We start from the raw sequence: 24592 nt of genomic DNA on the forward strand, positions 1-24592 counted from the left end.
CTCAGCGGGGCGGCGGGGTGGGCCGACGCACCCGGGCCGGGGGTCGACCCGCCGGCCGATGCGGCACGTACGGGCGGGCGGGGCGCCGGGCGCCGCCTCACCCGCGGACGGCGCCGCCGTCGGCGTCCGGGGCCGAGCTGCCGCCGGCGTCCCGGGCGGTGCGGCCGTCGCCGTCGAAGCCCTCGGCGGACCGCTGGGCGGCGGCCAGGTCCTCGGTGAGCTCGTCCACCACCAGGTGGTCCGGGTCAACCTTGCCGGTCCGGTACCCAGCGCGGCCGACCATGTGGGCCGAGATCGGCGCGGTGATGAACTGGAACGCGACGACGAGCACCAGGGTCCAGGCCACCACCGAGTCCTGCACCACCAGGGCGAGGCCGGCCATCATCAGCGTCAGCCCCAGCACCTGGGGCTTGGCCGCGGCGTGCATCCGGGAGAGCAGGTCCCGGAAGAAGCTCACCGAGATCGCGGCGACGAGCGTCAGGGTCGCCCCGAGCACGAGCAGGGCGGTGCCCGCGGCCTCGGCCGCCGTGGCCCAGGTCATCGCTCCCCCTCGGTGGCCGGCCTCGCGGTCGGCCCGGTGCTCGGCGGCTCGGCCCGCGGTACCGGGCCGCCGTCGGCCGGCTCGGCCCGCGGCGCCCCGCCGCCGTCGACCGGCCCCCCGCGGGGCGTCCCGCCGTCGACCGGCCCGGCCCCGGGAGCCCGGCCGGCGACGCCCGTCCGCTCCTCCTCCTCGGCCGGCCCGCCGGGCAGGCCGTCCTCGTAGCCGCGCTCGCGCAGGTCCGCGGCGTCCGGGTCGTGCACCGGGGCGTCCTCGTCGGCCATGCTCTGCTGCGCGGCGAGGAGCTCGCGCAGCTCCTCCCGGCTCAGGATGCGTGCCTCGTCGGGCCGGTCCACGGGCACGAACCGGGCGATGGTCACCGACCCGACGAACCCGACGACGGCGAGCACCACGAGCACGGGGAGCAGGTCGCTGCGGTCCTCCGCCGCGGAGATGACGGCGACGACGCCGAGCACCACGGCGGTGATCACGTCCAGGGCGACGACCCGGTCGAGCATGCTCGGGCCGCGCTCCATCCGGACCAGGGCCACGATCCCGGCCAGGCCGAGCGCGATCCCGCAGTAGAGGAAGGCGACGGTCTGGGCTGTCACCGGCGCACCTCCGGCGCGCTCGCCAGCCGGCCGGCCCGCGGGGAGGACCCGGGCACGAACCCGGCCTCGAGGAGCTCCTCGCGGGAGGCGAGGGCCCGCAGGATGCGTTCCTCCTGCGCGAGCACCGTGTGGTGCGCCTGGTCCAGCCCGCCGGCCAGGTCGAGGTCGAAGATGTGGATGTACAGCATGCCCAGGAGCCGGTGCGCCTCGACCACGATCGACCCCGGGACCAGCGAGGTCATGCCGGCCGTCATGGTCAGGTAGGTGTCGGAGTGCGAGCGCAGCTGCACCCGGATGACCGCGCCGGTGGGCTGGCGCCGGCGCAGCGTCATCCAGCTGATCTGCAGCGAGGCCACCACCACGTCGTAGGCGAACCGGGCGGCGAGGCGCACCACCCCCCAGGGCCGGAACCGTCCGTCGAAGGGCAGCCGGGGCAGCGGCATGACGGTGGTGACCACCAGCGCCACGACCAGGCCGAGCATGACGTTGGCCCAGGTGATCTCCCCCCACAGCAGCACCCAGACGATGGTCAGCCAGGCCAGCATGCCCCAGGAGGTGCGGGGCCAGCGGCGGGCGGGCGGCGCCGTCGTCATCCCTCCCCCTCCTCCGCCACCTGCCGGGACTGCCCGGTCCCCCGCTCCAGGTCCGGCAGCACCGCGGTGACGTAGGGGTCCCGGGCGCGCAGGTCGTGGGCGGCGGTGTCGGTGTAGGTGTACAGCGGCCCGGAGCCGAGGGCGAGGACGAGGGAGAAGGCGACCAGGCCGGCGGCCGAGCCGACCATCCCGCGGGGCATCGTCGTCGTCGGCAGCGGCTCGGGCGCCTCCTGCCAGAACGCCATGTTCCACGCCTTGGTGATGGCGTACAGGGTGAGCAGGGAGGTGACCAGCCCGCCGGCGACCAGGCCGTAGGACAGCGCCGAGCCGTCCTGCGCCGCCGCCTGCACCAGGCCGGCCTTGCCGAAGAAGCCGGTCAGCGGCGGGATGCCGGCGAGGTTGACCGCCGGGACGAAGAACAGCACCGCGAGCAGCGGCGCGAGCTTGGCCAGCGACCCCAGCCGGACCAGGGAGGTGGTCCCGCCGCGCCGCTCGATCAGCCCGGCCACCAGGAACAGGGAGGTCTGCACGGTGATGTGGTGGGCGACGTAGTAGATGGCGGCGGACAGGCCGTCGTCGCTGCTGGTCGCCACCCCCCAGACCATGTAGCCGATGTGGGAGACGAGGGTGAAGGACAGCAGCCGCTTGATGTCCTCCTGGGCGACGGCGCCGAGGATGCCGACCACCATGGTCGCCAGCGCCGCCCACATGAGCAGGTCGTCCAGCCGCCCGGCGGGGAAGAGCAGGACCTGGGTGCGGATGATGGCGTACACCCCGACCTTGGTGAGCAGGCCGGCGAACACCGCGGTGACCGGGGCGGGCGCCGTCGGGTAGGAGTCCGGCAGCCAGGCCGAGAGCGGGAAGATGGCCGCCTTGATCCCGAAGGCGACGAGCAGCATGAGCTGCAGCACCGTCTGGGTGCCCGGGGCGATCTCCGGCAGCCGCAGCGCGAGCTGGGCCATGTTCACGGTCCCGGTGGCGGCGTAGACCAGGGCGAGGGCGATCAGGAAGACCACCGAGCCGAGCAGCGAGACGACCACGTAGATGGTCCCGGCCCGGATCCGCTCCCGGGTGCCGGAGAGGCTGATGAGCACGAAGGACGCGGCGAGCAGGATCTCGAAGCCGACGTAGAGGTTGAACAGGTCTCCGGACAGGAACGCGTTGGACACCCCGGCGGACAGGACGAGGAAGGTGGGGTGGTAGATCGCCACCGGGGCGCCCTCGTCGCCGTCAGCCACCCCCTGGGACAGGGAGTAGACCAGCACGGCGAGGGTGACCGTGATGGACACGACCAGCATCAGGGCGCTGAGCCGGTCCGCCACCAGGGAGATCCCCACCGGCGCGGCCCACCCGCCGACGTCGAGGACGATCGGCCCGGAGTCGACCCGGACCAGCAGCACGACGGCGACGGCGAGCACCACCGCCAGCGTGGCGAGCGCGACGACGCCCTGCACCCGGCGGCGGCGGGCGAGCGCCAGCGCCGCGCCGGCACCCACCAGCGGCAGCACCACCGGGAGGGCGACGAGCCAGGTCATCGGCGCTCCTCCTCCCCGGCGAGGGCGGCCTCGTGGCGGCGGCGGCGGGCGCGCTCCTCCTCGGCGCGGGCGGTCTCGTCCCGCACGGCCGCGGCCTCCTCGGCCAGGGTGGTGCCGGCGTCGTCGGTGGCCCGGGTGGACAGCTCGTCGCGGGCCGCGCGGCGGGCGATGCGACGGTCCTCCAGGTCGTCCTGGACCTCGTCGTGGCCGTTGAGCTGCCAGGAGCGATAGGCCATGGCGAGCAGGAAGGCGGTCATGCCCAGGGTGATCACGATGGCGGTCAGCGTCATCGCCTGGGGCAGCGGGTCGGACATCTCCGCCGGGTCGGTCTGGTCCAGCAGCGGCGGGCCGCCGGCCCGGCCGCCGGCGACGAGCATGAGCACGTTGACGCCGTTGGAGATCAGCGCGGTGCCGATGATCACCCGGGACAGGGAGCGCTCGAGGATGAGGTAGACCCCGGTGCCCACGAGCACCGCGACCAGCGCGACCAGGACGATGGCGGGGGTGGTGTCGATCATCGCTGGTCTCCCGAAAGGTCCGCGGCCGCGGCGGCCAGGTCCGCGCGGGTGTCGGCGGCCGGCAGCGGGTCCTCCACCGTGCTGGCCGGGTCGTCGAAGGCGAGGTCGGGGGCCTGGTTGCCCTCCAGCTCGCCCTGCCGGTCCACCTCGGCGCCGAGGGAGCGCAGCACGTCCAGCACCATGCCCACGACGACCAGGTAGACGCCGGTGTCGAAGGCCAGGGCGGTGGTCAGGTGCACGTCGCCGAACACCGGCAGGGTCAGGTCCACCACCGCGCTCTGCAGGATCGTCCCGCCGAAGAGCACCGGGACCAGCCCGGCGCCGGCGGCCAGGAACAGGCCGCCGCCGAGGAGGTGGCCCGGGTGGAGGGGGGTGGCCGCGGCGAGCTCGAAGCGCCCGCCGGCCAGGTACCGCACGATCAGCGCGACGCCGGCGACCAGGCCGCCGGTGAACCCGCCGCCGGGGGCGTTGTGCCCGGAGAACAGCAGGAACAACGAGAACACCAGCATGGTGTGGAACACCAGGCGGACGCCGACCTCGAAGATGACCGACCGGCGCTGCGGGGCCAGGGTGACCTCCCCCACCAGCCACCGCCGGCCCCGGCCGCCGCGGGCGCCGCGGGCGCGCGCGGCGCGGTCTCCGGCCTGCCCGGCGCGGCCGCCGGCCTGGCGGTCGCCGTCCCCGGGCGGGCGGCGCAGCGCCGCGGCCGGGTCCGGCAGCCCGCCGGCCCAGACCGTGGGCCGGGCGGTGGCCTCGGCCAGCGCGGCGGCCTTGTCGCGGCGGCCGGTGCGGGTGCGCAGGAAGATCAGCGAGGCGACCCCGGTGGCGGCGACCACGACGACCGAGATCTCCCCCATGGTGTCCCAGGCCCGGATGTCGACCAGGGTGACGTTGACGATGTTCTTGCCGTACCCGTACTCGTAGGCCTCGGCGGGGTAGTCCACGGTGACCGGCGGGTGGATCCGGGCGCCCGCGGCGAGCACGCCGAGGGCGGCCACGGTGACCCCGACGACGGCGGCGAGCACCGCCCGCCACCAGCGGGAGGAGGCCAGCGGCCGGTTGGAGAAGTAGGCGGGCAGCCGCCGCAGGACGAGGACGAAGACGACGAGGGTGACCGTCTCGACCAGCACCTGGGTCAGCGCCAGGTCCGGGGCGCCGTGCAGCTCGTAAAGCAGGGCGACGCCGTAGCCGGAGACGCCGAGCAGGAGGACCGCCTTGAGGCGGCGGCGGGCCCGGGCGGCCAGCAGCGCGCTGAGGGCGACGAGCACGGCGACGACCACCTGCAGCGGGGTGTCCCAGGCCCGCAGCCCGGCCGGCCAGGAGTCCCCGGCCGCCAGGGCGGCGCCGCCGGCCAGCACCACCACCGCGACGAGGATGGTGGCCAGGTAGGCCGGCAGGGAGCCGCGCTGGGTCCAGGCGGTGACGTCGGCGGCGAGGTTCTCCAGCACCCGCAGCAGGCGGCGGTACCCGCCCTCGGCGCCGTCGAAGGTCCGGAAGGACCGCTGGAACCGCTCCACCGCGTCCCGGCCGAGGAACAGCGCGACGCCGACGACGAGCACGGCCACCGTGGTGAGGACCGGGACGCCGACGCCGGCCCAGAGGGTCAGGTGGCCCTCCGCGCCCGGGTAGAGCGCGGCGTGCGGGGCGAGGTAGCGCTGCAGCGCGCCGGGCACCAGGCCGAGGGCCAGGCTGAGCGCGGCGAGCACCACCGGCGCGGCCGCGATCAGCCGGGAGGCCTTCTGCGGCTCGGCGGTGGCCACCCCGGGCTTGGTCGCGAACGCGCCCCACCACAGCCGCAGCCCGTAGGCCACGGTCAGCGCCGAGCCGGCGGCGACGGCGACCAGCACCACCCAGTCGAGCCCGCCGCCGCGGTGCTCCAGGCCGGCCAGGGCGCCCTCCTTGGCCACGTAGCCCACCAGCGGCGGGACCCCGGCCATGGAGGCCGCGGCGACGGCGGCCGTGACGGCCATCAGCGGCGCCCGGCGCCCCAGCCCGGAGATCTGCCGCAGGTCCCGGGTGCCGAGCGACCAGTCGATGATGCCGACGACGAGGAAGAGGCAGGCCTTGAACAGCGCGTGCGCGACGAGCAGGGCGAGGCCGGCCAGCGCGACCGCGGCGTCGTCGTACCCGACCAGGACCATGATCAGGCCGAGCTGGGAGACGGTGCCGAAGGCGAGGATGAGCTTCAGGTCGTACTGCCGCAGCGCGCGGTAGCCGCCGAGCAGGAGCGTGCCCAGGCCGACGGCGAGGACCATCCACCGCCACACGGTCAGGTCGGCGAACCCGGGCGCCAGCCGCGCCACCAGGTAGACGCCGGCCTTGACCATGGCGGCGGCGTGCAGGTACGCCGAGACCGGGGTGGGCGCGGCCATCGCCGCCGGCAGCCAGAAGTGGAACGGCAGCTGGGCGGACTTGGTCAGCGCGCCGAGCAGGACCAGGCCGACGGCGGTGGGCACCAGCGCGGCCGGGTCGCCGGCGCCGAGGGTGCCGGCCGCGGCGGAGCCGACGAGCTCGCTGAGCCGGTAGGAGCCGCCGTCGGCCTCGCCGAGGATGATCAGCCCGCCGAGCATGGCCAGCCCGCCGGCGGTGGTGATGATGATCGCCTGCAGGGCCGCCCGGCGGGAGGACTGCCGGTCGTGGTAGTGGCCGATCAGCAGGAAGGAGAAGATCGTCGTCAGCTCCCAGAACACATACAGCATCAGGGAGTCGTCGGTGGTGACCAGCCCGAGCATGGCGCCGGCGAAGGCGACGAAGGACCCGGCGAAGCGGCCCAGGGCGTGGGCCGTGGCGGAGAAGTAGGCGGCGCAGTAGACCAGGACCAGGGCGCCGATCCCGCCGACGACGAGGGTCATCACCCAGGCGAGGGTGTCCAGCCGGAACGCCAGGTCCAGGTTCAGCGCCGGGACCCAGGGGACGACGACGGTGGGGTGGTCCCCGGCGAGGACCCGGCCGGTCTGGGCGGCGGCCCAGACGGCGGCGGAGCCGGGGACGGCGGCCAGGACGAGGAAGGCCCGCCGGCCGAACCTGCCGACGACCACGGGCGCGACCAGGGCGGCCGCGACGTGGATCATCAGCAGGATGAGCATGGTCCGCTCCCAGTCCTCGCGGTCGGCGGCCCCCGCCCGCAGCAGGCATGGGCGGCCCGGTCACGCGCAGGAAGGAAGGTCCAGAGTAACAATCCGGGACGGGTACCCCCGCCGGGCATCAGGGTCCTCGCCCACCCGAGCACCGCTACCGGTCTGGGCGACCTCTCGGTGAGAAGCCCGGTCTGCGCGGCCTCTCCAGTGAGAAGCCGCGCGTCCGTGTGGTCCTTGTGGCGGTTTCAGCCGCGGCGGATACCGCCACAAGTACCACACGGACGGGCGCCCTGACAGCGACCTGGTCCTGGACCACGACCTGGAGGCCGGGCACGTTCGCCCCGGCCGCTCCCGGGCCCGGAGGCCCCGCCGCTCGCGGGCCCGGAGGTCCCGCCGGTCCCGGCCGCGGGCGCGGGTAGCGTGGGCGCAACCCCGGCCGGAAGGACCCCCGCGTGCTGCAGAGCGTCGCCGTCGTGCTCGTGCTCCTCGCCACCGCCGCCGGGGTGGCCGTCTTCGCCCGCGGCGCGGTCGTCCTGGTCCGCCGGGTGGGGGTGGGCCGGCCGGCGCCGGGCCGGCTGCGGCCGGTGGGCCGGCGCCTGGTCACGACCGTCCGGGAGGTCCTCGGCCACGGGCACTTCCGCCAGCGGCCGGCGGTGCGGGTGGCGCACTGGGCCGTGATGGTCTCCTTCCCGCTGCTCTTCCTCACCCTGCTCGCCGGCTACGGCCAGCTCACCGACCCCGCCTGGGCGATCCCGCTGCTCGGCCACCTGCCGCCGTGGGAGTGGCTGACCGAGGTCTTCGCCTGGGCCGGGCTGGTGGGGATCGGCTGGCTGGTCGCGGTCCGGCTGCGGAGCCAGCCCCGCCGGTCGGCGCCGGTGGACGCCCAGCGCGGGTCCCGGTTCTTCGGGTCCACCCGGTGGCAGGCCTACTTCGTCGAGGCCGTCATCGCCGCGGTGGTGCTCTGCGTCCTGGCGCTGCGCGCCCTGGAGTACGCCTATCTCGCCGCCCAGGGGTCGGACCTGGCCAGCGCCCTGCACTTCCCGCTGACCGGGTGGGCCGGGCGGCTGCTCGCCGGGACCGCGCCGGCCACGCTCGCCGACGCGATCACCGTGGTCGCCGCGGTGAAGATCCTGGTCTCGATGGGCTGGCTCGTCGTCGTCGGGCTGCAGCCCGCCATGGGCGTGGCCTGGCACCGGTTCCTCGCCCTGGTCAACGTCTACGCCCGCCGCGAGCCCGGCGGCGGCCCGGCGCTCGGCCCGGCCGCCCCGATGACCGTGGCCGGCCGCCCGGTGGACGCCGCCGCGCTGGAGGAGCTGCCCGAGGACGCCCGGCTGGGCGTGGGCACGGTGGCGGACTTCAGCTGGAAAGGCCTGCTCGACTTCTCCACCTGCACCGAGTGCGGCCGCTGCCAGGACCAGTGCCCGGCGTGGAACACCGGCAAGCCGCTCTCCCCCAAGCTCTTCACCCTCGCCCTGCGGGACCACTCGGCGGCCGCCGCGCCGTTCCTGCGCGCCGCGGCCGCCGCCGGCGGCGCACCCGACGGTGGCGCACCGGCCGGCGGCGGGCCGACCGGTGCGGCGGCCGGCTCGGCCCCGGGCGGGGCGACGGCGACCGGCGGCCCGACCGGGAGGTCCGGACCGGCTGCGGCGGGCGCCGTCGGGAACGGCCCGGAGGACCTGAGTGCCCTCGCCCTGACCGGGCGGGACGGGTTCCGCCCGCACACCGGTGACGTCCTCGGCGCGCTCAGCGCCGCCGGCGCGACCGGCCCCGGCGGGGTGGCGACGGTGCCGGGCGAGCTGGTGCCGGGCGTCGTCGACCCGGACGTGCTGTGGTCGTGCACCACGTGCGGGGCGTGCGTGCACCAGTGCCCGGTGGACATCGAGCACGTCGACCACATCCTGGACCTGCGCCGCCACCAGGTCCTCATGGCCTCGGCGTTCCCGGCCGAGCTCGGCGGGATGTTCCGCAAGCTCGAGAGCCGGGGCAACCCGTGGGGCATGGCGGCCCGGAAGCGGCTGGACTGGGCCAAGGACCTGCCGTTCGAGGTGCCGGTGGTCGGCGCCGACGTCGCCTCCGCCGGCGAGGTGGACTACCTGTTCTGGGTGGGCTGCGCCGGGGCGTTCGAGGACCGGGCGCGGCGGACCACCCGCGCCGTCGCCGAGCTGCTGCACGCCGCCGGCGTCTCCTTCGCCGTGCTGGGCGACGGGGAGTCCTGCACCGGGGACCCGGCCCGCCGGGCCGGCAACGAGGTGCTCTTCCAGATGCTCGCCGCGCAGAACGTCGAGACGCTGCGCGACGCCGGCGTCCAGCGCATCGTGGTCACCTGCGCGCACTGCTTCAACACCCTCGCCCGGGAGTACCCCCAGCTCGGCGGCCGGTTCGACGTCGTCCACCACACCCAGCTGCTCAACCGGCTGGTCCGCGAGGGCCGGCTGACGCCGGTGCCGCCGCCGGCCGGGGAGGCCCGGACCGTCACCTACCACGACCCGTGCTACCTGGGCCGGCACAACCAGGTCTACGCCCCGCCGCGCGAGCTCCTCGGCGCCCTGCCGGAGGTCCGGACGGTGGAGATGCCGCGCAGCGGCGAGACGGCCATGTGCTGCGGCGGGGGCGGCGCGCGGGTGTGGATGGAGGAGCGGATCGGCACCCGCGTCTCCACCGAGCGGGCCCGCGAGGCGACCGCGACCGGCGCCACCGCGGTCGCCACCGCCTGCCCGTTCTGCACCACGATGCTCGCCGACGGGGTGGCCGCGAACGGCAGCGACGCCGAGGTGCTCGACGTCGCCCAGCTGCTGCTCGCCGGGGTGCGCCGCGGGCAGGACGGCGGGTGACGCCGGTGCCGGGGAGCCGGAGCCGGGTGTGCGGAGGCGCCGTCGGCCGGTGTGCGGGGCCGCCGTCGGCTGGCTCCCCGGAAGGCGCCGTCGCCCGCCTCCCCGGGAGGCGCCGTCGGCCGGCTCCCCCTAGAAAGGGTGGGTGACGACCTACGGGCACCACGCCTCCCACGAGCAGATCGCGCCGAGCCAACTGCTGCGCGACCTGCAGGCGGCCGAGCGGGCCGGCTTCGCGATGGGCATGTGCTCGGACCACTTCGCCCCGTGGAGCCACCGGCAGGGCCACTCCGGGTTCACCTGGTCCTGGCTCGGCGCGGCGCTGGCCACCACCGGGCTGCGGCTGGGCTGCGTCAGCGCCCCCGGGCAGCGCTACCACCCGGCGGTCCTCGCGCAGGCCATGGCCACCCTCGCCGAGATGTTCCCGGGCCGGTTCTGGACGGCGCTGGGGACCGGCCAGGCGATGAACGAGCACATCACCGGGGACCGGTGGCCGGTCAAGGCGGAGCGGCTGGACCGCCTGGAGGAGTGCGTGGCGGTGATCCGCGCCCTGCACCGGGGCGAGGAGGTCACCCACGCCGGGCTGGTCCGGGTGGACCGTGCCCAGCTCTTCGACCTGCCGCCCGCCCCCGTCCCGCTGCTCGCCGCGGCGATCAGCCCGGCGACGGCGGCCCGCGCGGCCGCCTGGGCGGACGGGCTGATCACCATCAACCAGCCGGCCGAGAAGCTCCGCGCCGTGATCGACGCCTACCGCGACGGTGGCGGGAAGGGCCCGCTGGCGCTGCAGGTGCACCTGTCCTGGGCGCCCACCGAGGCCGAGGCGCAGGCGATCGCCCACGACCAGTGGCGCAGCAACGTCTTCGACGAGCCGGTGAGCCTGGACCTGCCCACCCCGGAGCACTTCGACGTCGCCAGCCGGGACGTCACCCCGGAGACCGTGGCCGGCGCGGTCCGGGTCTCCGCCGACCCGGCCCGGCACGTGGCCTGGCTGCGCGAGTACGCCGACCTCGGCTTCGACGAGATCTACCTCCACCACGTCGGGCAGGACCAGGGCCGCTGGCTCGAGACCGCCGCGACCGACGTCCTGCCCCACCTGACGGAGGCCTGAATGCGCATCAGCGACACCTCGGACCTGTGGTACAAGAACGCGGTCATCTACTGCCTGGACGTGGAGACGTTCTTCGATTCCGACGGCGACGGCGTGGGTGACCTCGCCGGCCTCGCCCAGCGGGTGGACTACCTCGCCGGGCTGGGCGTGACCTGCCTGTGGCTGATGCCCTTCTACCCCAGCCCGGACCGGGACGACGGCTACGACGTCGCCGACTTCTACGGCGTCGACCCGCGCCTGGGCACGCACGGGGACCTGGTGGAGTTCGTCCGCACCGCCAAGGACCGGGGCCTGCGGGTGATCATCGACCTGCTCGTCAACCACACCTCCGACCAGCACCCCTGGTTCCAGGAGGCCCGCAAGAGCGTGGACAACCCCTACCGCGACTACTACGTGTGGCGGTCCGACCCGCCGGGGGACACCTCCGACCAGGTGGTCTTCCCCGACCAGGAGGACTCGATCTGGCAGCTCGACGAGCGGACCGGCGAGTGGTACCTCCACCACTTCTACCGCCACCAGCCGGACCTGAACATCGCCAACCCGGCGGTCCGGGACGAGATCGCCAAGGTCATGGGCTTCTGGCTCCAGCTCGGGGTGGACGGCTTCCGGGTGGACGCGGTGCCCTTCTTCCTCAACAACCTGGGCACGGCCGAGCGGGAGCGGCACGAGTTCGCCCAGCCCCACGAGTACCTGCAGGCGCTGCGCGCCTTCCTCCAGCGCCGCTCGGGCGAGGCGATCCTGCTGGGCGAGGTCAACCTGCCCTTCGCCGACCAGCCGCAGTTCTTTGGCGGCCGGGAGGGCAACGAGCTGACCATGATGTTCGACTTCGTCAGCATGCAGGCCGCGTACCTGTCCATGGCCCGCCAGGACGCTCGCCCGCTGGCCAACGCGCTGCTCGCCCGGCCGAAGGACAAGATCTCGCCCGACTCCCAGTACGCCAACTTCCTGCGCAACCACGACGAGCTCACCCTGGACCAGCTCTCGCCGGAGGAGCGCCAGGAGGTCTTCGACGCCTTCGGCCCCGAGCCGGAGATGCAGCTGTACGGCCGCGGCCTCAAGCGGCGGCTGCCGCCGATGCTCGACGGCGACCCGCGCCGGCTGAAGATGGCCTACTCCCTGCTGTTCGCGCTGCCCGGGACCCCGGTGCTGTTCTACGGCGAGGAGATCGGCATGGGCGAGAACCTGCAGATGCCCGGCCGCAACGCCGTCCGCAGCCCGATGCAGTGGACGGCGGAGGAGAGCGCCGGGTTCTCCACCGCCGACGCCGACAAGCTCGCCGCCCCCGTGGTCCCCGGTGGCTTCGGGCCCGAGTACGTCAACGTCGCCGCCGCCCGGAACGACCCGGACTCCCTCCTGAACCACGTGATCCGGATGGCCCAGCGGTACCGGGAGAGCCCGGAGCTCGGCTGGGGCAACCTGGAGGTCCTGGACCAGCCGCACCACGCCGTCCTCGCCCACCGCTGCACCTGGGACGAGGCATCAGTGGTGCTCCTGCACAACCTGGGGCCGGAGCCGGTCACGGTCCCGCTCACCCTGCCGGAGGCGGAGGGCACCGTCCTCATTGACCTCCTCCAGCAGGGGGAGTGTGCCGTGGACGCCGAGCACCGCGTCGAGCTGGCGCTGGACGGCTACGGCTACCGCTGGCTCCGGGTGAAGCGGCCGGGCGACCGCCGGCTGCCCTGAGACTGTGGCGGCGTGCTGCGAGCGTCAGCGGGTCAGCTGGTCAGCCGATCAGCGGGGCACGTCCGCCGGTCGTTTGCAGGAAGTAACACAATCTCGGGGCGGCCGTGATGTGATCTGGCGGAATCCCGCCGCGGCAGCGGCCGGTCACGCCGAGTTTGTGTTACTTCTCGCACAGACGAGCCGGATCTACCGGGGTCAGCGGGTCAGGTCGACCGGCGGGTCAGCAGCCAGATCGCCCGGGTCGACGAGGAAGCCGTCGTCGTCGGTGACCGCCCCGCCGGCGGCGGCGTGCAGGGCCGCGGTGGCGCGCTCGATGAGCTCCCCGGCCCGGGCCCGGGCGCGGCGGACCGCCGGAGCAGGCGCGGCGGCACGGGCCTGCTCGGGCAGGCGCGGGCGCCAGCGGACCTCGTACGTGACCACGCCGCCCTGCGCCCACTCCGTGCCGCGGAGCACCACCGGCGGCTCGTCCTCGCCGGCCACCTCCACGGCGAGCAGGTCCCCGCCGCCCAGGTCGGCGACCAGCGCGTAGCCCTCGAGCTCCTGCACCTCCGCCACCGCGGCGGGGACGTCGTCCAGGACCGACCGGACCTGCGGCAGCACCTGCGCCAGCACCCCCAGGCAGGCGTCGTGCTCGAGCCACACCGGGGAGTGCAGGGTGAGGTCGACGGCGGAGGCCGGGTCGGGCACCAGGACGGTCCCGGTCCCGGCCAGCAGCACACCGCCGTGCAGCCGCCGGGCGAGGGCTCGTAGGTGGCCCAGCGTCTCGGCCTCGGTGCCGGTGGGCACGCCCTCGGGGAAGGCGTCGAGGAGCGGGTCGACCCCGTGCAGCTCCAGCGGGAGCGCGCCGCTGCGCTCGGTCGGGGCGGTCAGGAGGTAGGCCTGGGCGGACCAGTCGGGCAGGCCCAGTCCGGCGCGGGCGCCGTCGTCCAGCCGCCACGGGCCGGTGAGCGTTGCGCCGGGGACGAGCTGGAGCTCCCCCGGGCCGACCCAGCCGGCCGCCTCGCTCCGGGAGACGGCGAGGGCCTCGACCTCCTCGGCGGTGACGTCGGCGGGCAGGACGAGGAGGTGGTGCGGGGCCGCCAGGCCGGGGTCGAGGGGCGGCGGCGCGTCGTCGTCGGGCATCGGGGCGCCGTCGTCGGGAACCGGAGCGCCGTCGTCGTGAACGGGGCCGTTCTCACCGGGCAGCCCCGGGGTGCCGTCGTCGCCCAGCCGGCCGCCGTCGTCGCGCATCATCCGACCGGGGTGCGGTGGAAGCCGAGGTGGGAGCGGGAGGCGGTGGGGCCCCGCTGCCCCTGGTAGCGCGAGCCGGTGGCGCCGGCGCCGTAGGGCCGCTCGGCGGCGGAGGAGAGCTGAAAGAAGCAGAGCTGGCCGATCTTCATGCCCGGCCAGAGCATGATCGGCATCGTCGCGGTGTTGGACAGCTCCAGGGTGACGTGGCCGGTGAAGCCGGGGTCGATGAAGCCGGCGGTGGAGTGGGTGAGCAGGCCGAGGCGGCCCAGGGAGGACTTGCCCTCCAGGCGGGCGGCGATGTCGTCGGGGAGGGTGACCAGCTCGTAGGTGGCGCCGAGGACGAACTCACCCGGGTGCAGGACGAGCGGGTCCTCGGCGCCGACGTCGACGAGCCGGGTGAGCTCGGGCTGGTCCTGGGCAGGGTCGATGACCGGGTAGCGGTGGTTGTCGAAGAGGCGGAAGTAGCGGTCCAGGCGCACGTCGATGCTGGCGGGCTGGATCATCGCCGGGTCGTAGGGGTCCAGCCGGACCCGGCCCGCGTCGACCTGGGCGCGGATGTCGCCGTCGGAGAGCAGCACGGGTGCGATTGTGCCATCGGGGCCGGTGGGCGCCCGTGGGCCGTGAGCGGCGGTCGCCTGGCGGCCTGCGTGGCCCCGGCCGGTCGCGCCGGCGGTGGCGTTCGATACTGCTCCCCGGCCTTGGGTATAGTGGCGGGCGCGCTGGAGGCAAGCGCGACGCGGGTGTAGTTCAATGGTAGAACTTCAGCTTCCCAAGCTGACGGCGCGGGTTCGATTCCCGTCACCCGCTCCACGCATCGCCGCGCGCACAGCACGCCGGCAGTCCATGGCCACGGCGCTCTGTGGTGTCCCTGCCATATGCGGCCCCTGAACACCGGGTCGCCGACGTCGCACACAGCCCGAAGCACTGGCTACCGCAGTCGAGACGGCCCCACCGGCCCGTCTGTGCTCTCTCGCGGGATCACCGTGTGCGGCGCGACGACCTCGATCGCAGGCCCATCGGGCTCCGCGATCCGCGCCGCGATGCGCGCCACCGCATGGTGGGCGATGAAGGGCGTATCCAGCGAGACGGTGCTCAGGCTCGGCCGCGAGTACCGGCCTTCCTCGATGTCGTCGACGCCGATGATCGCCACGTCCTCCGGGACCCGGAGCCCTGCGTCGAACACCGCACGCATCGCGCCCATCGCGAGCAGGTCCGAGTAGCAGAAGATCGCGTCGGGCCGCTCCGGCAGCGCGAGCAGCGCCCTCGCCGCCTCGTAGCCGTCGGCGCGCCGGTAGTGCTCGGCGGGCTGCAGGTATCGCGGGTCGACGTCGTGCCCGGCCGACACGAGCGCCTGCTCGTACCCGGCCGTGCGCTGCTGGGGTGTCGCATAGTCCTCTGCGGGCTGCACTCCGATCGCCGCAATGCGCGAGCGGCCGAGCGCCACCAGGTGCTCGACGGCGTCACGGGCAGCCCGGACGTTGTCGATCGCCACGTGGTCGTAGCGCCCGTCGAAGTCGTGCTCGCCGAGCAGGACAAGCGGCATCGAGGTCCGGGTGTTCATCTCGAGCAGCTCCGCCTTCGTGACGAGCGGGCTGAAGAGGATGCCGTCGAAGAGCATCGTCCGGTCGGTCCCCGCGAGCAGGTCCCGCTCACGCTCGTGGTCGTGCCCGGTCTGGTCGATCATCACCCGGTACCCAACAGCGGCTGCCGCGTCGATGACCTCCCGGGCGAGCTCTGCGAAGTACGGGACGTCGATCTCGGGGACCACGAGGGCGAGCACCCCGGTGCGCCCCGTGCGCAAGGTCCTGGCCACCGGGTTGGGGCGGTAGTCCAGCTCCTCGATCGCGGCCTGCACACGCCGGCGCATGCGCTCGCTGACGTGCTCGTAGCCGCTCACCACGTTCGACACGGTGCGCACCGAGACCTCAGCCCGTTCGGCCACGTCCCGCAGCGTTGCGGCCATACCGTCTCCCTGCCCTCGAGCTCCTCCGCACAGCATAGGCGTTGCAACGTTGGCAAACCAGGAGTACGTTTGCGCACGTTGGCAAACCGAGGCGGACGGCCCGCATCGGGAGAACGCACAAGGGAGTGCTCATGCACCTGCTCCACCACGGCCCACGCCGAGCCACCCCAGTCGGCGGCCACCGTCCCGCTGTCATGGCGGTCGGGTTCCTGGCGGCGGCCACGGTCCTCGCCGCCTGTGGCCCGTCCATCGCACCGGAGGGTGCATCCTCCGAGCCCACGGCCGCCGATCCGGACGCCCTCCAGGCCCCCACTGACGAGTCACCGTCGGGCGAGATCACCATCTGGGACCGGTCGGGTGACCTCTTCAACGTGTTCGACGCCGCCATCGCGGCGTTCAACGAGAAGTACCCGGACATCACCGTGCACCACGAGGCCGTCGACATCGACGCCAAGCTGCAGAACACGCTCATCACCGGCAGCGACGTGCCCGACGGGGTCTTCCTCGACGACGCCAAGGTGGCCGGCTTCGCCGACTACCTCTGGAACCTCGAGGGAGTGCTTGAGCCCTACGTCGACGACATCGCCCAGCAGAAGGTCGACGTCAACACCCTCGACGGCGGCATGTACGGCGTCCCGTTCGACCTCAACCCGGGCCTCCTCTACTACAACGCCACGGCACTCGAGGCGGCCGGCGTGGACGCCGCCACCATCGAGACGTACGACGACCTGCTCGAGGCGGCCCGGCAGTACAAGACCGCAGTACCCGCCGCGGGCCCGATCCACCTCGAGCAGTCGGCGTTCCTCGGCCAGCTCCAGCTCGACATGTACGCGAGCCAGCTCGGCACGAGCCTCGCCGACGAGAACGGTGCGCTGCGCATCGACTCCCCCGAGTACGCGCAGGTCCTCACCTTCCTCGACACCGTGCAGAAAGAGGGGCTCGGCACGCGCGCCGAGTACCTGACCCAGAGCGACGTCGGCGCGCTCGAGTCCGCGAAGCAGGTCTTCTACCCGTGGGCCATCTGGTTCAGCTTCGCGCCCCAGCAGCAGCTCACCGAGACGTTCGGTGACTGGCGCGCCATGCCGCTCCCCGCGTGGAGCGAGGGCGGCGCACGCAGCGGCGCCATGGGCGGCTCCTCGTTCGTACTCCCGAAGGACGGGGAGAACTCCGAGCTCGCGTGGCTGTTCTACGAGTTCCTGATGTACGACGAGGCCGGGTACACCGCGGTCTACGGTCCGAACGACGTCTACCCGAACGGCCTCAACACGTCGGTCCCGGCCTACGAGCCCGCCGCCGACCCCTCGCGTCCCCTGTTCGGGCCGCTCGAGGCCCTCGGCGGTCAGGACCTCTGGGCCGTCGCCGTGGAGGCGGGACGCCAGATCCCGGGCGGCGCACCGACCCCGGCGTGGTGGGCCGGGGCGGTCGACTACCTCGGCAACGACGTCCAGCGGATGCTCGACGGCGAGCTGACCCCCCAGGAGGTCATGGAGCAGTCGAGCGCCGCCATCCAGACGAACCTCGTCGATCGACAGTAGCCCCCCGCCCAGTCCCGACCGACGACGGACCGGAGGACTCTCCCTTGACCCTCATCACAGCCCCGCACCCGACGCGCGTGGCCTCGCCGCCCCCGCGGCGGCAGACCTCCCGCTCCTCGCTGCGCCGCAGGGCGGCTCCCTACTTCTTCATCGCACCGTTCCTCGTGCTGTTCGCCGCCTTCGCCGTCTACCCGATGCTCTTCACGCTCCGGCTCAGCTTCACCAACTGGCGCGGGTCGGGTGCTGCGGAGTGGGTCGGCCTCGGCAACTACACCTACCTCATCGGCAACGAGGCGTTCTGGGCGTCGCTCGGTAACTCCGCCACGCTGTGGCTGCTCATCGTCCCGGTCCAGCTGGCCCTTGCGCTGGTCGTCGCCGTGCTGCTCGACAACGCGAAGCTACGGCTCCGCGGCTTCTACCGCGTCGCATTCCTCGTCCCCTTCGTGACGCCGCTCGTCGCCGTCGCGCAGATCTGGGTCGTCGTCTTCGACCAGGACTATGGCGCCGTGAACAGCCTGCTCAACGCCGTCGGCCTGCCCGACGTCGGCTGGCTCACCACGAGCCAGTGGGCGAAGCCGACGCTCGCGCTGCTCTTCCTCTGGAAGACGACCGGCTTCATCGTGATCATCCTGCTCTCGGGGCTGCAGTCGATCGACCGGAGCGTGTACGAGGCCGCCTCCATCGACGGGGCCTCCCCTGCACGGCAGCTGTGGAGCATCACCGTCCCCCTCGTCCGGCGGACGCTGATGTTCTCCCTCGTGCTCCAGACGCTGGCCGTCTTCCAGATGTTCGCCGAGCCCTTCGTCGTGACCGACGGCGGGCCCTACAGCTCGACCACCACGGCCGGCCTGTACCTCTACGACCACATCACCCGTGCGGACCTGGGCACCGGCGCCGCCAACTCGTTCCTGCTGGTCATCGTCGTGATGGCGCTGTCGCTCTTCTTCGTGCGGCTGCTGCGGACGGAGGACTGACCGATGAGTGCACCGATCCTCGTGACCACCACCGCGGACCCGACGGGGGCGGCGTCGTCCGGCCGGCCCGCGCGAACCCTCGCGACCACCGTCGCCTCGCAGGCGTTCCTCGTCGTCCTGACGATCGCCTTTCTGGCGCCCGTGGTGTGGGCCATCCTCTCGGCGTTCAAGCCCGCACACGAGATCGTGGCCGACCCGCTCGGCTTCAGTCCAGGCGACGCGACGCTCGAGAACTTCACCCGGATGTTCGCCGACGTGCCGATCGGTCAAGGTTTCCTGAACACGACGATCGTGCTCGTGCTCAAGGGCACCCTGACTCTGGTGTTTGCGCCGCTCGCTGGCTACGCGTTCGCGAAGTACGAGTTTCCGCTGAAGAACCTGCTCTTCGGCACGGTGCTGATCACGCTCATGCTGCCCACGATCGTCCTGATCATCCCGCTGCTGCTGGAGATGAAGACGCTCGGCTGGGTCAACACGTACCAGGCCCTGATCCTCCCCGGTGCTATCGACGCATTCGCGATCTTCTGGATGCGCCAGGTGATCGCGGCCGTGCCCGACGAGCTGCTCGACGCGGCGCGCGTCGACGGGTGCAGCGAGATCGGCATCTTCGCGCGGATCATCGTGCCGGTGATCCGGCCGGCCCTCGCCGGGCTCGGCGTGCTCACCGTGATGAACATCTACAACGACTTCGTGTGGCCGGTCGTCGTCGCGAGCTCCGAGCGGATGGCGACCCTCCAGGTCGTGCTCTCGACGCTCGCCCAGAACATCACCGGCAACCGCATCGGCGCCGACTACGCGACCGTCACGGGCGAGCTCCTGGCCGCCGCTTCGATCGCGCTCGTGCCCCTCCTCGTCATCTTCGTCCTGCTCCAGCGCCACTTCATCAACGGCATCCTCGCCGGCAGCGTCAAGGGCTGACCCCCGTTCTCGAAAGGCTACGACCCCATGACCGACCTCGCCCCGGCGACCCCTGCCCTCGATCGTCCCCAGGGCGACGTGCCGCGTCCCGAGTACCCGCGTCCCGACCGGGACCGCTCCGACCGGTGGCTCAACCTCAACGGCACCTGGTCGCTCGACACGCCTGCCGGGAGCACGTCGATCACGGTCCCGTTCGCCTGGGAGACGCTCGCCTCCGGCGTCGCCCGGACGTGGCTGGAGCACGCGACCTACCGCCGCACCGTCACGGTCCCCGCGGGGTGGGCCGGCGCTCGCGTGGTCCTGTGCTTCGGCGCCGTGCACCACCGGGCGCGCGTGCTCGTCGACGGCTTCGAGGTAGGCACGCACGTCGGCGGCTACGACCCGTTCGAGCTGGACCTCACGGACGTCGTCGAGCCTGGTACCGAGTCGACGCTCGAGGTCGAGGTCGAGGCCCCGGCCGACAAGCGAGGGATACCTCACGGCAAGCAGCGCTCCATCCCGCGCGACGACTACGACGGTGTCTCCTTCCGGCCGACGTCCGGCATCTGGCAGACGGTCTGGCTCGAGGCCCGCGGCCGCACGTACGTCGACGAGGTCCGGCTGCGCGGCGAGTCCCTGGTCGGCTTCGACCTGAGCGGGACGCTCCGGGGTGACGCACCAGCGGGCGCCGTCGTGCACGCGCGCATCGTGGGGGGCTCCTCTACTGGTGAGCACGTCTCGCTCGTGGCCGACGCCGACGGACGCTTCGCCGGGCGGCTGGAGCCGGCCGACCCGCGGACCTGGGGGCCGGCCGACCCGCACCTGTACCAGGTCGAGCTGACGGTGGGCGCCGGAGCCGGCACCGACCGGGTCGTCGTCACCGGCGGCCTGCGGTGCGTCGAGGTGCGCGGCGAGCAGATCTTCCTCAACGGCGAGCGTCTGTACGTGCGCGGCGTTCTCGACCAGGGTTACTGGCCCGAGACGGGTCTGACCGCGCCCGACGACGACGCGCTGCTGCGGGACCTGGAGATCGCGGCAGGCGCCGGGTACAACCTCGTCCGCAAGCACGTCAAGCTCGAGGAGCCGCGCTGGCTGCACCACGCCGACCGCGTGGGCATGCTCGTCTGGGCGGAGCCGCCGGGCCCGAGCAGGTTCTGCGGTGCCGCGGCCGACGCCTTCGAGGCCCAGCTGGCCCCGATGGCCGCGCGCGACGGGAACCACCCGTCGATCGTCATCTGGGGCCTGTACAACGAGGAGTGGGGCCTTGACTGGGACATCTCTGGCTCCCCCGAACGGGCGGCGGCAGCCGCGCGGGCGTACGACACGCTGCGCGCGCTCGACGCCACCCGCCCGATCGTGGAGAACTCGGGCTGGTCGCACGTGCGGACCGACCTGGTGGACTGGCACTACTACGACGAGGATCCCGCGGCGTGGGCGACCAACGTCGCCGGCCTGGCCGACGGCACCCGCGAGACCTTTCCCGTGAAGCTGGGCCCCAACTTCGTCGTCGACAAGTCGCTCTACGGCACCACCGACCAACCGCGGACGGGGGTCCCGATCCTCAACAGCGAGTACGGCGCGGGCTTCACGAGCCTCGAGCGCGCGTGGAGCATGCGGTGGCAGACGCAGGAGCTGCGCCGCCACGACCGCTTCGCGGGGTACGTCTACACCGAGCTCGCCGACGTGGAGCAGGAGATGGCCGGCATCGTCGACTCCGACCGTCGCGCCAAGGACATGGGCGGTCTCGACCCGGCCGACGTCAACGCGGAGACGACGATCGTCGTCGACCTCGTTCCGCGGCACGCCGGGGCGGACATCGCCGTGCCGGACGGTCCACTCACGCTCGGGATCCACGTCTCGCACCACGGCAGAGCACCGGTCGCGGGGCATCTGCGCGCTGCATGGGTGAGCGCGGGGACGCCCTTCCGGGAGACGGAGTTCCGAGCGGAGATCGAGTCGGAGGCGGTCGAGGCGGAGCCGTTCGTCCTGACGCCCGTCGTGACTCTCCGCGTCCCGACGCCCGGGGCTGTCAGCGCTGCGCGCCTGCACCTGTGGTTCGTCGACGAGTCCGGGGAGACGCTGGCCCGGACCTTCGTCGACGCCGGACCGATCGAGCCTCCTAACCGACGGGGCGCGCGAACCTGAGGCAGCAAGGGCGATTGATGTCGCCTGGTACGTCCGTCACTGCCGGCTGCCGGCTGCCGGCTGCCGGCTGCCGGCTGCCGGCTGAGGAGCCTCGCCGACCCCGTCGTCAGCTCCACGCCGACGGGGGGTTCGATCTCCCCACCCGCTCCACCCGTCACTGCAGACCCAGCAGCGTTCGTACCGCGAGCCAGGCCCACCACGTCGCCGCCGCCAGCACGAGGGCGAAGCTGACCAGCCAGCACCACCGCGGTACGCGGGTCAGCCGGGCCAGCACGCCGACGTCGGAGCCGGGCCCGGGCCGTGCCGCCACCACCGCGAGGTGCCGCCAGGACCCGATGAGCTGGAACAGCCCGGTCCCGGCCAGGACCTGCGCCTGCCAGGTCGGCGGGGCCCACCACCACAGCGCCGCCGTCGCCACCCCCACGCCCACGACCACCGCCGCCGTGTAGAACGAGCGCACCCGGAGCAGGGCGAGGAGGAGGACGAGAACGGTGAGGCCGAGCAGCGGCGGCGCCCAGCCGGCCGCGGCTGCCTGGACGGCGGCCGCTCCCACGATCGCCGGTGCCGGGTAACCCGCCCAGGCCGTCAGCACCAGGCCCGGACCGCGGGCGGGGCCGACGGTGACGGCATGGCCGGACATGTCCCCCCGCAGCACCAGCCCGGTGAACCGCCGGCCGCCGAGCACCCCGACCAGGGCGTGCCCGAGCTCGTGCACCACCGTGACGAGCACCCGAAGCCGCCGCCACACCGGCCCGGCCAGCACCGCCGCCGCGACGGCCGCGAGCACGACCCAGGTAACCGCTCCGCCCGCGGGGTCGGGCTGCAGCCGGACCCAGACCTGCTCCCACCAGCCGCTCAGTGCCTCCACCCGGACATCCTCTCCCGGCTCTCGGCGGCTCCCCCGGGTCGTCGCGGAGGTCGGGAGTGTTCACGAACGACCACAAAGCCTTCCGGCGCACCGGCCGCAACCGCGGAATCGTGCGGATGCCGGCACCGGCACTCGGGCCCAGGAGGCCGCTTTCTGGTCGTCCGGCGACACCTGACCTCACGTCCGCGAGCCGGCACCGGGCCGTGCCCCCGGGCGATCCCGGCCGTCGACCCTGACCGTCCCCTGGCCGTCAGCCGGGGACAGGAGGGGGATCTCCCCTACGACTCCGGGACCACTGCCGGCCGCGGAGTTCATCCCAATGGCCGATGTCGCACGAGCAGCCCCCGGCCATGCTGGTCGCAGCCGGTGGCAGCAGGTCGCCGGCCGAGACGAGCAGAGGAGGTGAGGGCCGTGGCGGAGGTGACGACGGTCGGTCCCCCGCGCCACACCCTTGTCGCCATCGGGGCCGGCCTGCCCGCCATCGGCATTGTTGCCGGGCTCGCCCTGGCCCTCGCGCTGGAGTGGCTCTCGCAGGCCAGCCCGACCATCGACGGCGTGCTGGGCCGGGGCGACCACCTCGGCGAGCCCGTGGCGCTGATCATCGGCGCCGCCCTCGGTGCGGTGGTCGGAGCTGCCGGCGCGGCCGCAGCGCTCGCCGAGCGGCTCCGGGCGACCGTCTCCCCGCGCACGCTCACCCTGTCCTGGGACGACGCCCGGGTGAGCGTCCCGCGGGACGTCATCACCAGCGTCATCCTCGACGGCGACCTGGTCCTGCACGGCCCGCGCTCGGTGGAGCTGGCGCGGGTGCGGTGCGACGTCGACCGGCCGGCGCTGCGCGCCGCGCTCGCTGCGCACGGCTACCCCGAGCCTGCCCCGGAGGACCCGCACCGCGGCTGCTTCCGGTCCTGGCGCGCCGGTCAGGACCTCGACCGGGACGCGGACCGGCTCCTCGCCGCACGGGCGCGGGCGGTCGCCGCCCGCGCGCACGGAGACGCCGAGCTGTTGCGCCGCCGGCTCGCCGCCCGCGGCATCATGGTCCGCGATGTCACGGCCCCCGGCCGGCACGAGGTCCAGCAGCAGTGGCGGACGGTGGAGCTGCCAGAGCTCGCAGCCTGACCGGGCTGGCAAGTGCGCGGCCCCACCCGCCTACCCTGGCCGCATGACCCAGGCCCACCCCGACGGCCGCCGCCTCGTCGTGGCGGCCGCCGTCGTGGACCGCCTGCACCACCCGGCCGCGATCCTCTGCGCGCGGCGCTCGGCGCCGGCCGCGCTGGCCGGCCGGTGGGAGCTGCCCGGCGGCAAGGTCGAGCCCGGCGAGACGCCGGCGCAGGCCCTGCACCGCGAGCTCGGCGAGGAGCTCGGCATCACCGTCCGGCTGGGCGCCGTGCTGCCGGGACCGCGCGGGGGTGACTGGCCGATCCTGGGCGAGCGGACCATGCGGGTGTGGTGGGCGGAGGTCGTTTCCGGTACGCCTCACCCGCTGCAGGACCACGACGAGCTGCGCTGGGTGGCGCCGGCCGCCGTCGAGGAGCTGGACTGGCTCGACCCGGACCGGCCGATCGCCGCCGCCCTGCGCGCGGGCGCCACGGCCCGCACCGTGGCGGCCCGGTAGCGCCGGCAGCGCGGCCGAACAGCAGCACCGACCACCGGCACCGCGGCCAACGACTCCCCCGCCCTGACGACGACGCCGGCACCGCCCAGGGCGCCCGGGGCGCCTGCGTCGCGCTCCCCGCCCCGCGTTTCGCGACGATTCGTCGCAATCCGTCAGTAACTGGCATCATGGGCCGGTGCCCAAGATCCTCGGCGGCTCCCTGACGGAGCACCGCGAACGGACCCGCGACGCTCTGTTCGGCGCGCTCGCCCAGCTCCTCCGCGAGCGCGGCTTCGACGCCATCTCGCTGGCGGACATCGCCGCGCAGGCAGGCATCGGCCGGACCGCCGTCTACAACCACTTCCCGGACAAGGAGTCCGTCCTCCTCGGCTACATCGAGCACGAGACGTCCGCCTACGTCGCCGCGCTGGAGCGCTCCCTCGCCGGCATCACCGACCCGGTGGACCAGCTCCGCGAGTACGTGCGCCACCAGCTCGCCCTCGAGCGGACCTACCACCTCCCGCCCGGCCCTGACCTGCGCGAGGTCGTCTCGCCGGACGCGGCGAAGCGGCTGCGCGGGCACGTGCGCCAGGTAGAGACCGTGCTGCGCCGGATCCTCTCCGGCGCCATCGACGCCGGCGCGATCCCGGCCCAGCACCTCGACGCCGTCGTGCAGCTCGTCCACGCCTGCCTGAGCGGGCGCAGCGTGCCGACCACCGACCCCGAGCGCGGCGAGTTCGTCGCCGCCACCGAGCTCTTCGTGCTCCGCGCCGTGGGGGCCCGGGCCGACGGCGCCGTGCACGCGGTCGCGGAGCCGGTCACCGACGTGGCCTGATCCTCGGGGTCGCGGGACCGGTGGGCGGCGCCGCCTCCAACCGGCCGCGCCGCTGGGCGCTGC

20 protein-coding genes and 1 tRNA gene are annotated in these 24592 nt (G+C 73.9%); 11 read left to right on the forward strand and 10 right to left on the reverse strand.

What is annotated here, in order from left to right; all coding sequences use genetic code 11:
- Window positions 1–97 precede the first annotated feature (97 nt).
- Genes mnhG through MF406_RS17655 form a run of 6 tightly spaced genes read right to left on the reverse strand, consistent with a single transcriptional unit; the run spans window position 98 to window position 6881 of the window.
- The gene (mnhG, locus tag MF406_RS17630) at window positions 98–541 is read right to left on the reverse strand and encodes a monovalent cation/H(+) antiporter subunit G (protein WP_242895898.1); all 444 of its coding nucleotides are present in this window, start codon (window positions 539–541) and stop codon (window positions 98–100) included.
- A complete protein-coding gene (locus MF406_RS17635; protein WP_242895899.1) occupies window positions 538–1149 on the reverse strand; it encodes a monovalent cation/H+ antiporter complex subunit F in 612 nt (203 codons plus the stop codon). Before MF406_RS17635 ends, mnhG begins: the two co-directional genes overlap by 4 nt.
- The gene (locus MF406_RS17640) at window positions 1146–1742 is read right to left on the reverse strand and encodes a Na+/H+ antiporter subunit E (RefSeq protein WP_242895900.1); all 597 of its coding nucleotides are present in this window, start codon (window positions 1740–1742) and stop codon (window positions 1146–1148) included. Before MF406_RS17640 ends, MF406_RS17635 begins: the two co-directional genes overlap by 4 nt.
- The gene (locus MF406_RS17645) at window positions 1739–3277 is read right to left on the reverse strand and encodes a Na+/H+ antiporter subunit D (protein ID WP_242895901.1); all 1539 of its coding nucleotides are present in this window, start codon (window positions 3275–3277) and stop codon (window positions 1739–1741) included. Before MF406_RS17645 ends, MF406_RS17640 begins: the two co-directional genes overlap by 4 nt.
- Window positions 3274–3795, reverse strand: a complete 522-nt coding sequence (locus MF406_RS17650; RefSeq protein ID WP_242895902.1) for a Na(+)/H(+) antiporter subunit C — start codon at window positions 3793–3795, stop codon at window positions 3274–3276. Before MF406_RS17650 ends, MF406_RS17645 begins: the two co-directional genes overlap by 4 nt.
- Entirely contained in the window at window positions 3792–6881 is a 3090-nt protein-coding gene (locus MF406_RS17655) for a Na+/H+ antiporter subunit A (RefSeq protein ID WP_242895903.1), read from the reverse strand. Before MF406_RS17655 ends, MF406_RS17650 begins: the two co-directional genes overlap by 4 nt.
- A 443-nt stretch (window positions 6882–7324) precedes the next feature.
- Between MF406_RS17655 and MF406_RS17660 the strand changes: the two genes are divergently transcribed.
- From MF406_RS17660 to MF406_RS17670, 3 genes are all read left to right on the forward strand, one after another.
- Window positions 7325–9703: a (Fe-S)-binding protein gene (locus tag MF406_RS17660; protein ID WP_242895904.1), complete on the forward strand. Its 2379-nt coding sequence runs from the start codon at window positions 7325–7327 to the stop codon at window positions 9701–9703.
- Between the two features lie 142 nt (window positions 9704–9845).
- Window positions 9846–10808 carry a TIGR03885 family FMN-dependent LLM class oxidoreductase gene (locus MF406_RS17665; RefSeq protein WP_242895905.1) on the forward strand — a complete coding sequence of 321 codons (963 nt, stop codon included), beginning with the start codon at window positions 9846–9848 and terminating at the stop codon, window positions 10806–10808.
- Window positions 10809–12491, forward strand: coding sequence for an alpha-amylase family protein (locus tag MF406_RS17670; RefSeq protein ID WP_242895906.1), 1683 nt, complete (start codon window positions 10809–10811; stop codon window positions 12489–12491). It begins immediately after the preceding gene.
- Window positions 12492–12686: 195 nt separating this feature from the next.
- Here MF406_RS17670 and MF406_RS17675 read toward each other — a convergent pair whose 3' ends face one another.
- Complete coding sequence (locus tag MF406_RS17675; protein WP_242895907.1) at window positions 12687–13724, reverse strand: hypothetical protein; 1038 nt, start codon at window positions 13722–13724, stop codon at window positions 12687–12689.
- A complete protein-coding gene (gene dcd / locus MF406_RS17680; protein WP_242895908.1) occupies window positions 13721–14299 on the reverse strand; it encodes a dCTP deaminase in 579 nt (192 codons plus the stop codon). Before dcd ends, MF406_RS17675 begins: the two co-directional genes overlap by 4 nt.
- Window positions 14300–14457: 158 nt before the next feature.
- Here dcd and MF406_RS17685 point away from each other — a divergent pair.
- Window positions 14458–14531 (forward strand) — tRNA-Gly (locus MF406_RS17685).
- Between the two features lie 118 nt (window positions 14532–14649).
- Here the strand turns inward: MF406_RS17685 and MF406_RS17690 are convergent.
- Window positions 14650–15684: a LacI family DNA-binding transcriptional regulator gene (locus tag MF406_RS17690; protein ID WP_242895909.1), complete on the reverse strand. Its 1035-nt coding sequence runs from the start codon at window positions 15682–15684 to the stop codon at window positions 14650–14652.
- 194 nt (window positions 15685–15878) lie between these two features.
- Between MF406_RS17690 and MF406_RS17695 the strand changes: the two genes are divergently transcribed.
- Genes MF406_RS17695 through MF406_RS17710 form a run of 4 tightly spaced genes read left to right on the forward strand, consistent with a single transcriptional unit; the run spans window position 15879 to window position 21235 of the window.
- On the forward strand, window positions 15879–17219 hold the full coding sequence (locus tag MF406_RS17695; protein ID WP_242895910.1) for an ABC transporter substrate-binding protein: 1341 nt from the start codon (window positions 15879–15881) through the stop codon (window positions 17217–17219).
- A 44-nt stretch (window positions 17220–17263) separates the two neighbouring features.
- Window positions 17264–18193, forward strand: a complete 930-nt coding sequence (locus tag MF406_RS17700; protein ID WP_242895911.1) for a carbohydrate ABC transporter permease — start codon at window positions 17264–17266, stop codon at window positions 18191–18193.
- 3 nt (window positions 18194–18196) lie between these two features.
- On the forward strand, window positions 18197–19111 hold the full coding sequence (locus MF406_RS17705) for a carbohydrate ABC transporter permease (RefSeq protein ID WP_242895912.1): 915 nt from the start codon (window positions 18197–18199) through the stop codon (window positions 19109–19111).
- Window positions 19112–19138: 27 nt separating this feature from the next.
- Window positions 19139–21235, forward strand: coding sequence for a glycoside hydrolase family 2 protein (locus tag MF406_RS17710; protein ID WP_242895913.1), 2097 nt, complete (start codon window positions 19139–19141; stop codon window positions 21233–21235).
- Between the two features lie 154 nt (window positions 21236–21389).
- Here MF406_RS17710 and MF406_RS17715 read toward each other — a convergent pair whose 3' ends face one another.
- Window positions 21390–22103, reverse strand: coding sequence for a M50 family metallopeptidase (locus MF406_RS17715; RefSeq protein WP_242895914.1), 714 nt, complete (start codon window positions 22101–22103; stop codon window positions 21390–21392).
- A 402-nt stretch (window positions 22104–22505) separates the two neighbouring features.
- On the opposite strand from MF406_RS17715, the gene MF406_RS17720 reads away from it, so the two are divergent.
- From MF406_RS17720 to MF406_RS17730, 3 genes are all read left to right on the forward strand, one after another.
- A complete protein-coding gene (locus tag MF406_RS17720; RefSeq protein WP_242895915.1) occupies window positions 22506–23219 on the forward strand; it encodes a hypothetical protein in 714 nt (237 codons plus the stop codon).
- A 43-nt stretch (window positions 23220–23262) separates the two neighbouring features.
- Window positions 23263–23715 (forward strand): (deoxy)nucleoside triphosphate pyrophosphohydrolase, encoded by a 453-nt coding sequence (locus MF406_RS17725; protein ID WP_242895916.1) that lies wholly within the window; start codon window positions 23263–23265, stop codon window positions 23713–23715.
- 175 nt (window positions 23716–23890) lie between these two features.
- Entirely contained in the window at window positions 23891–24529 is a 639-nt protein-coding gene (locus MF406_RS17730) for a TetR/AcrR family transcriptional regulator (RefSeq protein ID WP_242895917.1), read from the forward strand.
- The last annotated feature ends 63 nt before the right edge of the window (window positions 24530–24592 follow it).

Source organism: Georgenia sp. TF02-10 (assembly GCF_022759505.1).
Taxonomy (GTDB): Bacteria; Actinomycetota; Actinomycetes; order Actinomycetales; family Actinomycetaceae; genus TF02-10.